General features: G+C 69.8%; 11 protein-coding genes. 5 read left to right on the top strand and 6 right to left on the bottom strand.

Annotation, left to right across the window (positions count from 1 at the left end; all coding sequences use genetic code 11):
- Positions 1 to 487: 487 nt before the first annotated feature.
- Positions 488 to 1,366: a carboxylating nicotinate-nucleotide diphosphorylase gene (nadC, locus tag CKO31_RS20470; RefSeq protein ID WP_200240957.1), complete on the top strand. Its 879-nt coding sequence runs from the start codon at positions 488 to 490 to the stop codon at positions 1,364 to 1,366.
- A gap of 127 nt (positions 1,367 to 1,493) precedes the next feature.
- Complete coding sequence (locus CKO31_RS20475; RefSeq protein ID WP_200240958.1) at positions 1,494 to 1,889, top strand: sulfur globule family protein; 396 nt, start codon at positions 1,494 to 1,496, stop codon at positions 1,887 to 1,889.
- Between the two features lie 326 nt (positions 1,890 to 2,215).
- Here CKO31_RS20475 and CKO31_RS20480 read toward each other — a convergent pair whose 3' ends face one another.
- From CKO31_RS20480 to CKO31_RS20495, 4 genes are all read right to left on the bottom strand, one after another.
- Complete coding sequence (locus tag CKO31_RS20480; RefSeq protein ID WP_498370619.1) at positions 2,216 to 3,406, bottom strand: glycosyltransferase family 4 protein; 1,191 nt, start codon at positions 3,404 to 3,406, stop codon at positions 2,216 to 2,218.
- A gap of 63 nt (positions 3,407 to 3,469) precedes the next feature.
- Complete coding sequence (locus CKO31_RS20485) at positions 3,470 to 4,276, bottom strand: lysophospholipid acyltransferase family protein (protein WP_242475542.1); 807 nt, start codon at positions 4,274 to 4,276, stop codon at positions 3,470 to 3,472.
- Complete coding sequence (locus CKO31_RS20490; protein ID WP_200240960.1) at positions 4,273 to 5,040, bottom strand: GNAT family N-acetyltransferase; 768 nt, start codon at positions 5,038 to 5,040, stop codon at positions 4,273 to 4,275. Before CKO31_RS20490 ends, CKO31_RS20485 begins: the two co-directional genes overlap by 4 nt.
- A gap of 164 nt (positions 5,041 to 5,204) precedes the next feature.
- Complete coding sequence (locus CKO31_RS20495; protein ID WP_200240961.1) at positions 5,205 to 5,870, bottom strand: histidinol-phosphatase; 666 nt, start codon at positions 5,868 to 5,870, stop codon at positions 5,205 to 5,207.
- A gap of 143 nt (positions 5,871 to 6,013) precedes the next feature.
- Between CKO31_RS20495 and CKO31_RS20500 the strand changes: the two genes are divergently transcribed.
- Both CKO31_RS20500 and ptsP read left to right on the top strand, forming a co-directional pair.
- Positions 6,014 to 6,619, top strand: a complete 606-nt coding sequence (locus CKO31_RS20500; protein ID WP_200240991.1) for an RNA pyrophosphohydrolase — start codon at positions 6,014 to 6,016, stop codon at positions 6,617 to 6,619.
- 46 nt (positions 6,620 to 6,665) lie between these two features.
- On the top strand, positions 6,666 to 8,927 hold the full coding sequence (gene ptsP / locus CKO31_RS20505) for a phosphoenolpyruvate--protein phosphotransferase (protein ID WP_200240962.1): 2,262 nt from the start codon (positions 6,666 to 6,668) through the stop codon (positions 8,925 to 8,927).
- A gap of 26 nt (positions 8,928 to 8,953) precedes the next feature.
- Here the strand turns inward: ptsP and CKO31_RS20510 are convergent, their stop codons facing one another.
- Positions 8,954 to 10,978 (bottom strand): GumC family protein, encoded by a 2,025-nt coding sequence (locus tag CKO31_RS20510; RefSeq protein WP_200240963.1) that lies wholly within the window; start codon positions 10,976 to 10,978, stop codon positions 8,954 to 8,956.
- Positions 10,979 to 11,117: 139 nt separating this feature from the next.
- Positions 11,118 to 12,188, bottom strand: a complete 1,071-nt coding sequence (hemE, locus tag CKO31_RS20515) for a uroporphyrinogen decarboxylase (protein WP_200240965.1) — start codon at positions 12,186 to 12,188, stop codon at positions 11,118 to 11,120.
- A gap of 227 nt (positions 12,189 to 12,415) precedes the next feature.
- Between hemE and uvrD the strand changes: the two genes are divergently transcribed.
- Positions 12,416 to 14,599 carry a DNA helicase II gene (gene uvrD, locus CKO31_RS20520; protein WP_200240967.1) on the top strand — a complete coding sequence of 728 codons (2,184 nt, stop codon included), beginning with the start codon at positions 12,416 to 12,418 and terminating at the stop codon, positions 14,597 to 14,599.
- Positions 14,600 to 14,638: the final 39 nt, after the last annotated feature.

The following is a 14,638-nucleotide window of genomic DNA, read 5'->3' on the forward strand; positions in this document are numbered from 1 at the left end:
CCCCAATGCCGCCGCCCCAATGCCGCCGCCCCACAGTGCCGCCGAGCGGCCGTCCCTGTGATGACGGCGTCGAAGGCCCACGTCACGATATCGCGCACGCGGGCGGGCGCAGGCTCGGACATGCTCGGCGCTCCTCTACCGCGTTTTGTCATCAGTGTGCCGAATGGAGCCGCCATTGCCGGCGAGTCTGCGCCAGCAGGGGCGAATGCTACTAAACTGCAAGCCGATCATCCGACTCGCCGACAAGGCGGAGAGCGACCGCAGCTATGCGAGCTACTTTGAACCTAGAAACGGCAGTTGAGCGCTTCGTCGCAGCTACAAGTGCTTGCGCAATTTGAGAATTCGTATCGATTTCAAGGTCACCTCCCGGGTGAGGGCCGCTACGACCCCCATGGCACGCCCCGCGCGGCGCCCAGCTGCGTTGCAAAGAGTATCATCCTAGCGAGCGCCCCCGTTGGCGCCAGGCTCAACCGCCGCAGGTCCCGCCATGTCAGAAGCGTCAGCATCCACCGGACTCGCCGCCTGTCTGCCGCCGCCCGATCACATCCGTGCGCATGTGCAGCGCGCCCTGGAAGAGGACGTCGGCGCCGGCGACCTGACCGCCGCACTCTTGCCGGCCCGGCAGCGAGCGTACGCGCAGGTGGTCGCGCGCGAGCCGGCGGTGCTCTGCGGCCGAGCCTGGTTCGAGCAGAGCTTCCGGCTCATCGACGACGGGGTTGCCATGGACTGGCTCGCCGCCGATGGTGACGCGCTGGAGTCAGGGGCGCTGCTGTGCCAAATCCAGGGACCGCTGCGCGCCCTGCTCACCGCCGAGCGCACGGCCCTGAACTATCTGCAGACGCTCTCCGCCACGGCCACCCGGGCCCGGCGCTACGCCGAGGCGGTTGCGGGTCTGCCAGTGCGGATTTTGGACACCCGCAAGACCCTGCCCGGCCTGCGGCGCGAGCAAAAGTACGCCGTGTGCTGCGGCGGCTGCCACAACCATCGCATGGGCCTGTACGACGCGGTTTTGATCAAGGAGAACCACATCGCAGCGGCTGGCTCCATTGCTGCTGCCATCGATGCGGCAAGGCGCCAAGTGCCGCCGGCGGTGCCCGTGGAGATCGAGGTGGAATCCATCGCGCAGCTGGAGGAGGCACTGCAGACCGGGGTCGAGCGGGTGCTCCTGGACAACTTCGGCCTCGATGATCTGCGCCGTGCGGTGGCTGTGAATCAGGGCCGGGCACGGCTCGAGGCCTCGGGCGGTGTCGCCTTGGACCGGCTGCGGGTCATCGCAGAAACCGGCGTCGATGATATCTCCGTCGGTGATCTGACCAAGAGTGTGCAGGCGGTGGACTTGTCCATGCGACTCCTGCCAGATAGCTAAAGTTTATGGCAAACATTTATGCGATTGAAAATAAATGTTTCCTAATTTAGAAAATTCTAATATTATGGATCTCGCTGTTGCGCAAAGCGCGCAGCGCTTGCTAACCCAGAATCTCAGGAGAATACAGATGAAAAAGCTTGCTACCGCCGCCGCCGTCGCCGCTCTGCTCGGTGTTTCCGCATCCGCCAGTGCCTGGTGGGGTCCGGGCTGGGGCGGCCCGGGCTACGGCTCCGGCTGGGGTGACGGCGTCGGTGACATGTTCAGCGACATGTTCGGCGATGGCTACGGCGACTTCAACATGAGCATGTCCGGCGGCGGCCGCGGCTACGGCCGGGGCTATGGTCGCGGCTACGGCTATGGCCGCGGCTATGGCTCCGGCTACCCCTACGGCGGCGGCTACGGCTACCCGGGCTACGGCTACGGCGGCGGCTACCCGGGCTATGCGGCGCCTTATGGTGCGCCCTACGGCATGCCGGCGGCCCCCGCCGCTCCGGCTCAGCCGAGCCAGTCCGACGCGAAGTAAGGTCGTCCCATCACCGCGCATTGCCCTGCTGGTGGCGGGGCAATGCCGGCTACAGGACCCTACCCGCCGCAAGGACGCGGCACTCCCTGCCCCGGCAGTCCTCCGCCGACCTGCCCCCTCCTCCCGGTCTCCTCGGCCATTGGGTCAGGCGCTTGCGCGTTGGGCCTTCCAAGCTTCGAGCCTCCTGTCGGCGCCCCGTTGATGCCGAGCCGCTGTGTCCGCGGATCGGTAGCCCGGCTGCATCGCCGCGTCTGGTGTCCGCCCGCAGCGCGATCCGCGTCGGCCTGGCAGAGCCCCGCCGGAGTCATCGCTGGTGAGACGCACCCTCAGGCGCCGTTGCGCGACGGGGTCGGACCGGACTGACCGAGCTTCCTCTCGGCAGCGGTAGCGCGGCTTTCCCGCAGCACCTCCATCAGGCGCTCTTCCACCGTCGCGATGACCTGCGGCCAGCTCAGCGACTCCGCCGTGCGGCGTGCGGCCGCGCCCATGGCCCGCAGACGCTGCGGCGTGGCAGCGGCCGCCAGGGCCTGCTCGAGGAAGGTTCTGTTGTCGCCGAAGGGTGATAGCAACCCGTTGCTGGCGTGTCGAATGTGCTCGTGCGCGGCGGCGTAGTCGAAGGCGTTGACGGCGAGGCCGCTCGCCATGGCCTCCGTGACCACGTTGCCAAAGGTCTCCGTGAGGCTCGGGAACAGAAACAAGTCGCCGCTCGCGTAATGGGCGGCGAGCTCCTCGCCCACCTTCGCGCCGACGAAGCGGCAGCGTGGATGCGTGCGTGCCAGGCGCGCGTGCTCCGGTCCATCGCCCACCAGCACGCAGCGCACATCGTCGAAGTCTGCGGTCAGGGCGTCCATGGTGGCTAGTGCGAGGTCGATGTTCTTCTCGGCGGCGATGCGCCCGACGTAGAGGGCGACGATGCTGTCGGGACCGCAGCCCCACTGGCGTCGCAACGCATCGCTGCGCCGGGCTGGATCGAAGAGCTTGGTGTCGACGCCGCGGCTGAATAGATGGACATTGCGGAAGCCGGCTTCGTTGAGCTGACTGCGCAGCGTCGTGGTGGGCACCAGGGTCGCGTCGGAGCGGTTGTGGAAGTTCTTCAGGGTATTGACGATGGGGCGAGTCAGCAGACCCAGGCCATAGTGGCGACTGTATTGGTGGAACTGGGTGTGGAAGCCGGTAATGACGGGGATGGATGCGCGCAGGGCCGCATTCAGGGCGGCGTGGCCCAGCGGCCCTTGGGTGGCGACATAGAGCACGTCGGGTCGCAGGCGCAGCCACAGGTGCCGCAGTCGCCAGTATACCGGCAGCCCGAAGCGCAGACCGCGGTAGCCCGGGATCGGCAGCCCGGGCACCAGGAAGTGACCCCGCGGCGCCCGACCCCGTCGATCGCTGGCTTGGCGCGGGCGCACCAGCAAGACCTGGTGGCCGCGCTCGCCGAGCCCGCTCACCAGCTGACGCATGGTGTTGGCGACGCCGTTGATCTCCGGCGGATAGGTTTCGGTGACAACGGCGATGCGCATGGCGGTGTAATTGAGATTCGGCATGGCGTCGGCCACTGGTGCTGACGCCGGCAGCACCGCCGCTCAGGCGGTGTCCGGTGCGAATGCGGCCGGCTGCGCGCCGCCGGCTGCCGCAGCCCCGCGGCCAAGCCGCCCGAGCTCCTCTGCGATGGCTGCGCGCACGGCCTCGGCCAGCTCGCGCCGCCGGCCCGCGGGCATCGTCACCGGTGGCAGAAAGGTCAGGGTGACCGTCAGCTGCGGATGGCGCAGCACGCGCCCGAGGTGCGCGAGCAGGGTGTCGTCTCCCACGAAGGGCGCAACGGCGTCCGGCTCGGGACCTCCACCGTAGCGGATGGCAACGGGCTGCACCGGGATATCGCGGTCGTCCGCCGCGGCAAACAGCCGCGCATGGAAGCGCAGCAGCCCGCGGCCGTCGCCTGTGGTGCCTTCCGGGAAGATCGCGACACGCCTACCGGCGCGCAATCGAGCCGTGATCTCGCGCGCCAGATCCGCCGCCTGATGGGCGCCGCGGCGCAGGAACAGCGTGCCGGCGAGGTGGGCGAGCCAGCCGACCACCGGCCAACGCCGCACTTCCGCCTTGGAGACGAAGTGCGCCGGCGCAGCACCCCCGAGCACAGGGATGTCGAGCCAGGAGACGTGGTTGACCGCGAGCAGCGCGCCCGATGCCGCAGTCCCTCGGCAGCTGACCTCGACGCCCAGGCAGCGGCACAGGCGGCGATGCCACCAGCCCACCAGGCTGGGCAGCCAGGGCCGGGGCGCACCGAGCCGGCCGAGCACCGCCACGCCGGCGCCGAGCATGGCCCCGGTAAGCAAGTGCTCGCCCAGGCGCAGGGCCCGCCAGGTTGGGATCAGCCGTCGCGCTTTGCTCAATGCTCGCTGACACGCTCCAGAAAGTGGCGGGCGTAGGTCGGATTCAGGTCGCCCAGATCCAGCAGCATCAGTATGTCGCCCACCCCGAAGTCCGGGTCGCGGCAGGCCTCGCCACAGGCCCGGGCGCCCAAGCGCACATAGGCCTTGAGCAACGGCGGCAAGGGCGCGTCCAGGACATCTTCGCGCACATCGGCACCCAGCAGAGGCGCCTTGGGCGTCACCCTGAGCGCCGGTGCCGCCATGGCCTGCCGGCGCAGCCGGTTCATAACCGCCGCCGCGTGCAGGTCGCCTTCGCCCAGCGGTACTGAGGCGCAGCCGAACAGGTAGTCGATGTCGTGCAGCTCAATATAGCCTGCAATGCCGGACCAAAGCACGGCGATCGCGGCGCCCTTGCGGCATTCGGCGGAGATGCAGGTGCGCCCGACCTCCAGGAGCTTGCCCGGCAGCGCCGGAATGGCCCCCAGATCGAACTCGTGCGCCGAGTAGAAGCCGCCGATGCGCCGGGCCGTCTCGCCCTTCAGCAGCCGGGTGCAGCCCACCACCCGATCGGTGCGCGTCTCCCGCACGAGGAGATGGTGGCAGTGTGCGTCGAGCTCGTCGGCGTCGAGACCCGCTTGGGGGTCTTTGAGCCGCGCGCCCAGCTCTTCGCCGAAGACGCGATAACGCAGCGCTTGCGCCTGGCGCACGGCCTGCGGCCCCGCCGCAAGCTCCACATAGAGCCGCTCCCCCCGGCGCACCGGGAGCGCGGATACATTGACTCCCATGGGCTCACCTCATCCAAACGCAGGACCTGCGATGAATAGCTCAACATAGCCCACCTGCATTGCAAGGCGATGAGCGTCTGGTGACGAAAAGATGAAGCGCACCTGCCGGATCGGCGAGCGCCATGCCGAGGCGAGCGGCTGCGGCGGCTGGTCGCCGCGCGCGCTCAGGACACGCGCTGGTGCAGGGATATCACCGGCCAGCCGCGGCTCTGCGCCGCTTCGGCCAGCAGCGGGTCCGGGTCCACGGCAACCGGATGGTCGACGCGCTCCAGCAGGGGCAGGTCGTTGATGGAATCGCTGTAGAAATGGCTGCCGGCGAGTGTCTCGTCGTGCTCGCTGAGCCAGTCCATGAGCCTGCTCACCTTGCCCTCGCGGAAGGCCGGGGTGCCGGCGACGCGGCCCGTGAAGCTCGCCCCGTCGTGCTCCGGCTCCGTCGCAATGAGATGCGGTATACCGAAGCGCGCGACGATGGGCGCGGTGACAAAGGTATTGGTGGCCGTGATGACCAGGAGTGTGTCCCCGGCGGCCCGGTGCCGCGCGACCAGATCCAATGCCGGCTGGCGGATCAGCGGGGCGATGTGCCGCTCCATGAGCTCCTCCCGCCAGGTCTGCAAGGACTCCAGCGGATTGTCCCGCAGCGGGCGCAGGGCGAAGGCGAGGAAGGCATCGATATCCAGGCGCCCGGCCTTGTAGTCTTCATAGAAGCGGGCATTGGCGGCTGCGTAGGCGGCGCCGTCGACGACACCCCGGGCTACCAGATGCTGTCCCCAGAGGTAGTCCGAGTCGCCGGCGAGCAGGGTATTGTCCAGATCGAAGATGGCGAGCGACATGGTGCCTCGGTCGGCGCTGTAAGACGAATATGCTTCAACCTAGCGGAATATCGTCGCATCAGCAAAGACTGAAATACTTGTGGATTTGCCCGGTTGCCGGCGGATGTGGAAAAATGCCGGTGCACTCAACGAGGTACATCACCTTGATCGACCCGGACGGTTTTCGGCCCAACGTCGGCATCATTCTGAGCAACGAGCAGCGCCGACTGTTCTGGGGGCGCCGTATCGGCCAGAACGCCTGGCAGTTTCCCCAGGGCGGCATCCGCTCCGACGAGACGCCGCTGGAGGCCATGTATCGGGAGCTGGAAGAAGAGGTCGGCCTGTTGCCCGAGCAGGTCACGGTGCTGGGCTGCACCCAGGGCTGGCTGCGCTACCGTCTGCCGCGTCGCTTCATCCGCCGGCGCTGCGGACCCATCTGCATCGGTCAGAAGCAGGTTTGGTTCATGCTGCGTGTGGATTGCGGCGAGAGCTCTTTCTGCCTGGATCGGTCCGAAAAGCCCGAGTTCGACGCCTGGCGCTGGGTGCGCTACTGGCACCCGCTGCGTGAGGTGGTCTACTTCAAGCGCCACGTCTACGCCCAGGCGCTCGAGGAGCTGGCGCCGCTGCTCTATCCCGAGGGCACGCCCCAGCCTGAGCACCCCGAAGAATCCGGCAAAGCCGCCGTGAAGCGGCATGTCGATGCGCCCCGGCCCGGCGGCCAGCACCGCGCGCCCCGGGTGGTCGGCCAGATGCGCCAACGCCGGCGCTGACAGCGCGGCGGCGGTTGCGCACGGGCGGCGGCGCCTCGTTTCGGCCATGCTCGCGACACTGCGGCGCATCATCGACGCTGTGGACCGAGCGCCGGCGCTGGACGCGGCGCTCGCGGTGGTGGTCCGCGAGGTCAAGCAGGCCATCGGCGCTGATGTCTGCTCCGTCTATCTCACCGACGCCAACCGCCGCGAGCATGTGCTCATGGCCACTGACGGTCTGCCGCCGGACTCGGTAGGCCGTGTGCGCATCTCCCTGCACCGCGGGCTCATCGGTCGTGCCGCCGAGCGCGCCGACATCGTCAACCTCGACGACGCCCACACCCACGCTTGCTATCTCGCCATCACCGACAGCGGCGAGGAGCCCTTCCACGGCTTCCTCGGCGTGCCCATCATTCAGCATCGCCGGGTGCTGGGCGTCCTGGTGCTGCGCCGCCGCATGGCGCGGCGCTTCGAAGACGATGAGGTGACCTTCGTCGTCACCCTGGCGGTGCAGCTCGCGGCCGCCATTGCCCTGGCGCGGGGCAGCGGCGAGCTGGCGCGGCTGCAGCAGCCCGGATTGCCCAGCCATTTCCTGGAGGGCATCGCCGCTGCCCCGGGGGTGGGCATGGGCACCGGCTTTGTCGTCTATGCCCCCGCCGATCTGGACGCGGTGCCGGACAAGCCCGCCGCGGACCCCGAGGCCGAAGTCCGAGACTTTCGCGGCGCCGTTGCCGGTGTCGCCGAGGACATCGCCCGCCTCGCCGAGCGCATGGGCGGCACGCTGCGCGACGAGGATCAGGCCTTGTTCGATGCCTGGCGGCTGATGCTGGAGAGCGAGAGCTTCGTTGCCGACACCATCCAGCGCATCCGCGCCGGCAGTTGGGCGCAGGGCGCCTTGCGCGCCACGGTCGCGGACTTGCTGGCGGAATTCGACCGCGTGGATGATCCCTACCTGCGCGAGCGCGGCGCGGATGTCCGCGACCTCGGACGCCAGGTGCTGCTGCGCCTGCAGCACGGCGCCGCGCCCCAGGCGGATTACCCGGCGCAGACGGTCCTGGTGGGGGATGAAGTCAGCGCCATGGAGATTGCCGCGGTGCCCCGGGCGTCGCTGGCGGGCATCGTGAGTCGACGCGGCTCCGCCTCCTCACACGTGGCCATCCTCGCCCGCGGCATGGGCGTGCCCGCCGCCGTGGGCGTGTTGGAGCTGCCGGTGAGCCGGCTCGAAGGCTGCTCGATGATCGTCGACGGCTACCGAGGGCGGGTCTATGTGGAGCCGTCGCCGACTGTCGCGGCTGAATATCGCCGTCTGGCGGCGGAGGAGCGGGCCTTTTCCGCGGAGCTCGAAGCCCTGCGGGGCCTGCCCTCGGAGACCACGGACGGTTTCGCCCTGCCGTTGTACCTGAATACGGGGCTGGTGGTGGAGCAGCGCCCCCTCGGCATCGACGAGTCCGCCGGCGTCGGGCTCTATCGCACCGAGCTGCCCTTCATGGTGCGCGACCGCTTCCCCGGCGAGGAAACCCAGCGCAGACATTACCGCCAAGTGCTGGCCACCTTTGCACCCCGGCCGGTGACCATCCGCACCCTGGACGTGGGCGGCGACAAGCCGCTGCCCTATTTTCCGGTGCACGAGTCCAACCCCTTCCTCGGCTGGCGCGGCATCCGCATCACCCGCGACCACCCAGAGATCTTCATGACCCAGGTCCGGGCTATGCTGCGCGCGGCGGTGGGCTTGGACAACCTGCAAATCCTGCTGCCGATGATCACCAGCGTCGACGAGCTCGATGACGCCTTGGACTCGATTCAGCGCGCCTGCGACGAGCTGCAGGAAGAAGGGCACGCCGTCCGCCTGCCGCCGGTGGGGGTGATGATCGAGGTGCCGGCGGCCGTCTACCAGGCCGACGTGCTGGCGCGGCGCGTGTCCTTCCTGTCGGTGGGCACCAATGACCTGACCCAGTATCTGCTCGCAGTGGACCGCAACAACGCCCGGGTCGCCGCCCTCTACGACGAGCTCCACCCGGCGGTGCTGCGGGCGCTGACCCAGGTGACGGACGCCGCCCGCGCCCATGGCCGCGAGGTGACCGTCTGCGGCGAGCTCGCCGGCGACCCGCGGGCGACGCCGCTGTTGTTGGGGCTCGGGGTGCACAGCCTCAGCATGGGCGCCGGCAGCCTGCTGCGGGTCAAAGGCGTCGTGCGCAGCATCAGCCGCACCCGTGCCCGCGAGCTATTGGGCCGGGCGCTGTTGTGCGAGCGCGGCGCCTGCGTACGGGCGCTGTTGATGGACGCGCTGGAAGAGATCGGGTTGGGTGGCCTGGTGCGGCCCGGGCGCTGAGGCCTGCGCTCGGGGCCGGCGCGTGCTCAGGCCAGCACTGGATAGGCCAGCTCCAGCTGTGCCAGCGGACGTGAGGCGCCGGCGGGGGAGAGCGGCGCGTAGCGCTGCACGCTCGCTGCGTCCATGGGGCCCGCGACGTGGTGCAGCTCCGTCAGGCGGGCGCCCTGGCGGACCAGGTAGGCGAGATAGGTGTGGCGCAGCGCCCCGGGGGTGACCTCCGCAGCATGCGCGATGCCGGCATCCAGCGCCAGCAGCGGCAGGCGCCGGGCGAGCTCCTCGGCCTCGGCCGTGCTGCGCCAGGCGGGCACGCGCTCCGCCGCGGCGAGCAGCGCCACCAGCGCCGGCGGCAAGGGAATGCGGCGGCCGTCGCCCGGAGCCGTCACCGTCCCTTCTGCGAGGTCGACCTGAGCCGGGGTCAGGGCCGTAATCTCCGGCAGGTCCAGACCGCAGAGCAGCAGGCCCATGAGCTGGCGCTCGGCGTCGTCGGCGAGCTCCCAGAGGGCTTCCACCTCCCCGCCCATGAGCTGGCGCGGTGCCGTGCTCGGCAGCGCAGCGGGCTCGCCGTCCGCGGGCGGCCTGTGGCCCAGCTCCGGCTGTGCACCGCCGCCGGGCAGCCAGCCCCGCTGGCCGCCGGTGGGTCCGCGCTCGCCGTCTGCGCCCCAGATGCGCACGCCGGTCATGGGGCTGCGGCGGGGCCGCCGGGCGGTGTCCAGCAGCACGAGCCCGAAGACGGTCAGCAGACCGGCGCCGCCGGCGGCGGCGACGGTGAGGCCGAGGTCGCGCAGGTAGTGGGGGTGTGCCCAGTCGCGCGGCGGATGGGCCGGCTCGATGATCTCGATCTGGGGATAGCCGTCGATGGCACGGGTCTCCATGGCCACCCGCTCACGCTCGTTGTTGCGCTGCATCTCGTCGAGGGCCTTTAGGTCCGATTGCAGATCCTGATAGGTCTCGAAATCGGCACTGAAGCGCGAGGCGACGCGCTTTTGCTCGGCCAGCTCGCGCTGGAGGCGGAACAGCCGGTCGGTGGTGGTCTCCACTTCCCGCCGGGCCTCGGTGAGTGCCGCCTCGGCGCCCTGCCGGCGCACGGTCTGCATGCGCGCGCGAACGCGCTGGAGCTCCTCCGGCAGGGCGCGCTTGTTCGGGTCGTTCTGGATGAACATCTCCGTATAGCGCTTTTGCAGCTGCTCGACGCGCACGGCGAGCTCCGATTCCCGCTCCGCGAGCTGCGCCAGGCTCGCGGCCGCCGCTTTCGCCAGCACCGGCTCGCCGCGGGCGGCGGCGGCCTGCATGGCCGCGAGCTTGGCCTTGGCCTTGATCTGGGCATCCTCGGCGTCGGCCAGCGAGCTTTGCAGGGTGCTCAGGCGCTTCAGCGCCCGGTTGTTGTCGCGCTCCAGGGTGACGATGTCGTGCTGCTCGCGAAAGCGGGTCAGCGCGGCGCGCTTGGCGGCGATCTTGGTCTCCAGGGAGTCGGCCTGATCGCTGAGCTGCTCCAGCTGGGTGCCGAGGCGGGCCTCGATCTCGGCCTGGCGCATGGCCTCGTAGGCGTCGAGCCAAGCGTTGACGACGTCGGCGAGCAGCAGCGGCTCGCCGCCCTCGGCGCTCAGCTCCACGAGGTTGGTGCCGGGGATGGGGTCGACGGTCAGCAGCGGGCGCAAGTCGTCGGGCGTCGGCGGCGGTGTGGCGCCGGCGTCCTCGACCCGCTCGATGGTGTCGGTGAGGAGCTGGCGGCCGAGCAACAGTTGGCGTTGGATGGCGACGTGCTGCACATCCGCCTCGCTGCGCCCGGCGCCGCTGCGCTCCGCCGGCACGGTGGTGAGCACGGTAGCCGTGGCGCGGTAGACGGGCGGGCGGCTGAAGTTCCAAATGGTCAGCGGCGCGGCCACCAGCGTGAAGACGACCAGGAACCACAGCGCCAGCGACCAGGGGCTGCGCCGCGGCAGCGAGCTGTGATCCTGCCCCTCGGCGCCCGTGACCACTTCGATGCGCGGGCCGCCGCTGCCGGGTAGGGACAGCGGCGGCTCGGCGCCGGGGAGCTGGTGGGTCTGGCTCACGAGTGGATCACTGGGGGGATCACTAGGGGGATCACTAGGGGGATCACTAGGCGATCAGGGGAGCTCACCACGGCTTCATGTTGGCATTCGGGTCTCCGGCGGCTCGGGCGGATGCCGGTGGCCCGTCGCGGCCCGGTCTCTACGCTGTCGCGTGGTAGGGGCGGCTCAGTGTATGCACGGCCTCCACCATCGCCGCGGCGTGGTCCGGGTTGGTGTCCGGATGGATGCCGTGGCCGAGATTGAACACATGGCCGTTGCCGGCGCCGTAGCTTGCCAGCACCCGGCCGACCTCGCGCTCGATGCGCGCCGGCGAGGCATACAGGGTGCAAGGGTCCAGGTTGCCCTGCAAGGCGACCTTGTCCTGCACCAGGCGGCGTGCGTCGGAAAGATCGGTGGTCCAGTCGACGCCGAGGGCGTCGCAGCCGGTCTCGGCCATGCGGTCCAGCCATTGACCGGCGCCCTTGGAGAAGAGCACCACGGGCACGCGGCGGCCGTCGGCCTCGCGGGTGAGGCCCTCGACAATGCGCTCGAGGTAGCGCAGGGAGAATTCGCGGTAGTCCCCGGGCGTGAGCACCCCGCCCCAGGTGTCGAACACCATGGCCACCTGGGCACCGGCGGCGATCTGGGCGTTGAGATACTGCGTCACCGCGTCCGCCACCTTGCCGAGCAGCGCATGCATCAGATCCGGGCGGTCGAACATCATCGCCTTGCTGAGCGCGAAGTGCTTGGTGGTGCCGCCCTCGATCATGTAGGTGGCCAGCGTCCAGGGGCTGCCGGAGAAGCCGATGAGCGGCACCCGGCCCGCGAGTTCGCGGCGGATGACGCGCACCGCGTCCATGACATAGCCCAGCTCGTCCTCCGGGTCCGGCACATGCACGCGCTCCACGTCCGCCTCGGAGCGCACCGGGTGCTCGAAGTGCGGTCCCTCGCCCTCGGCGAAGTAGAGGCCGAGGCCCATGGCGTCCGGGATGGTGAGGATGTCCGAGAATAGGATCGCGGCATCCAGCGGGAAGCGCTCCAGGGGCTGGATGGTCACCTCGCAGGCGAGCTCCGGGTTGCGGCACAAATCCATGAAGCTGCCGGCCTGGGCGCGGGTCTCGCGGTACTCCGGCAGGTAGCGGCCGGCCTGGCGCATCATCCACACGGGGGTGTAGTCGACGGGTTCGCGCAGTAAGCTGCGCAGCAGGGTGTCGTTGTTGAGCTCGCTCACAGGGCAGAATTCCGGGCTTTGGTGGTGTCGAGACGGTGGCGGCGCGCCTACCGCGGCGTATGTCGTTGCGTGGCGGGCCCGGCCGGGACGGTCGGTCGGCATCGCCGCCGCAGGCTCGCGCGCAGCATACTACAGGGCCCATGACGGCGAGCAATGCGCAGGGCGAGCGGACTCACGGCTGCACCGCCGCCGGCTGCGCTGGGCTGCACTCCCGGTACAATGGGCGCATGGATGACGTCTCACCGATCCTCGATGCCCTGAACGAGTCCCAGCGCACGGCCGTCGCCGCCGGCGCCGGCAACCGACTGGTGCTCGCCGGCGCCGGCTCCGGCAAGACGCGAGTGCTGGTGCACCGCATTACCTGGCTGATCCAGGTGGAGCAGGTGCCGCCCTACGCGCTGCTGGCGGTCACCTTCACCAACAAGGCCGCACGCGAGATGCGCCAGCGCATCGAGGGCATGCTGGCGCAGCCCATCGGCGGCATGTGGGTCGGCACCTTTCACGGGCTGGCCCATCGCTTCCTGCGCGCCCACTGGCAGGACGCCAAGCTGCCGCAGCAGTTCCAGATCCTGGATGCCGACGACCAGTACCGTCTAGTGCGGCGTCTGCTGAAGGAAATGGAGCTGGACGAGGCGCGCTGGCCGCCGCGGCAGGTGCAGGGCTTCATCAACCGCCACAAGGACGAGGGCCGCCGCGCCCAGCACGTCGACGGCGGCGGCGACTTCTATCAGCACCAGATGATCGACATCTACCGGCGCTACCAGGAGACCTGCGAGCGCGCCGGCGTGGTGGACTTCGCCGAGCTGCTGCTGCGCGCCCATGAGGTGCTGCGGGACCGCCCGGACCTTCTGCACCATTACCGCGAGCGCTTCCGCCACATCCTGGTGGACGAGTTCCAGGATACCAACGCCATCCAATACGCCTGGCTGCGGCTCCTGGCGGGGGAGCGCGACAACCTCTTTCTGGTGGGGGACGACGATCAGTCCATCTACGGCTGGCGCGGCGCCAAGGTGGAGCACATCCAGCGCTTCCAGCGCGACTACCCGAATACCGAGGTCGTGCGCCTGGAGCAGAACTACCGCTCCACCGGCAATATTCTCAGCGCCGCCAATGCGCTCATCGCCAACAACCCGAGCCGGCTCGGCAAGAGCCTCTGGACCGAAGACGGCGCCGGCGAGCCCATCCGCCGCTATGCCGCCTTCAACGAGGTGGACGAGGCGCGCTTCGTCGTCGAGCGTATCCGCCGCTACTGTGTGGACGAGGGCATGGCCCGGGCGGAGTGCGCCATCCTCTATCGCACCACGGCGCAATCCCGGCTGTTCGAAGAGGCGCTGATTCAAACCGGTCTCCCCTACCGCGTCTACGGCGGCCAGCGCTTCTTCGAGCGCGCCGAGATCAAAGACGCACTGGCCTATCTGCGCCTGCTGATCAACGTCCATGACGACGGCGCCTTCGAGCGCGTGGTGAATTTGCCGCCGCGGGGCATCGGCCCGCGCACCCTGGATCTGCTGCGCGAGCAGGCCCGCGCCGACGGCGGCTCCCTGTGGGCGGCGGCCCGGACGGTAGTGGACGGCAACGCCCTGCCGCCGCGCGCCCTCGGCGCCGTGCGCCGCTTCCTGGAGCTGATCGAGGGGCTGCACGGGCGGGCCGAGGGCGACGCGGCGGAGGCGGGCGCCGAGCCGCCGGCGGATCTCTCCGAGCTCACCGGCGAGGTGATCGTCGCCGCCGGGCTGCCGGAGCACTACAAGAAAGAGCGCGACGGCCGCGGCGTGGATCGCATCGAGAACCTGGAGCAGCTCGGCGAGGCCGCCCGGCGCTTCGCCGCGGAAGCCGGCGACGACGAGGGGGACCTGCTCGGCAGCTTCCTGGCGCATGCGGCGCTGGAGGCCGGTGACGCCCAGGCCGACGACGTCCAGGACGCCGTGCAGCTGATGACCCTACACAGCGCCAAGGGGCTGGAGTTCCCGGTGGTCTTTGTCACCGGCGTCGAGGAGGGACTCTTCCCCCACAGCATGTCCGCCGATGACCCGGCCCGGCTCGAAGAGGAGCGCCGGCTCTGCTACGTGGGCATGACCCGCGCCATGCAGCGGCTCTATCTCACCCACGCCGAGAGCCGCCGCCTGCACGGCCGCGAGGAGTATCCGATGCCCTCGCGCTTCCTGCGGGAGGTGCCGGCGGAGCTGCTGGAAGAGGTCCGCGGCGGCGGTGTCGCCAAGCCCGCGACGCGCGCCGCAGCAGCCAACAACGGCGGCTTCCAGCTGGGCCAGCAGGTGGTGCATCCAAAGTTCGGCCCCGGCGTGGTGCTGAGCACCGAGGGCGCCGGCGCCCAGGCCCGCATCCAGGTCAACTTCGAGTCCGTGGGGGCCAAGTGGCTGGTGCTGGCCTATGCCCGGCTCGATGCGGTGGGCTGATGTGGGCGTGCGCGGCGCCACCTGCGATGCCGATGCGCC

Source organism: Thiohalocapsa halophila, from assembly GCF_016583825.1.
In the GTDB taxonomy this organism is placed as follows: domain Bacteria; phylum Pseudomonadota; class Gammaproteobacteria; order Chromatiales; family Chromatiaceae; genus Thiohalocapsa; species Thiohalocapsa halophila.

Bases quoted from the DNA above. Each gene is read 5' to 3' on its own strand.
- nadC (WP_200240957.1), top strand. From the start codon at position 488: ATGTCAGAAGCGTCAGCATCCACCGGACTCGCCGCCTGTCTGCCGCCG.
- CKO31_RS20475 (WP_200240958.1), top strand. From the start codon at position 1,494: ATGAAAAAGCTTGCTACCGCCGCCGCCGTCGCCGCTCTGCTCGGTGTT.
- CKO31_RS20480 (WP_498370619.1), bottom strand. From the start codon at position 3,406: ATGCGCATCGCCGTTGTCACCGAAACCTATCCGCCGGAGATCAACGGC.
- CKO31_RS20490 (WP_200240960.1), bottom strand. From the start codon at position 5,040: ATGGGAGTCAATGTATCCGCGCTCCCGGTGCGCCGGGGGGAGCGGCTC.
- CKO31_RS20495 (WP_200240961.1), bottom strand. From the start codon at position 5,870: ATGTCGCTCGCCATCTTCGATCTGGACAATACCCTGCTCGCCGGCGAC.
- ptsP (WP_200240962.1), top strand. From the start codon at position 6,666: ATGCTCGCGACACTGCGGCGCATCATCGACGCTGTGGACCGAGCGCCG.
- uvrD (WP_200240967.1), top strand. From the start codon at position 12,416: ATGGATGACGTCTCACCGATCCTCGATGCCCTGAACGAGTCCCAGCGC.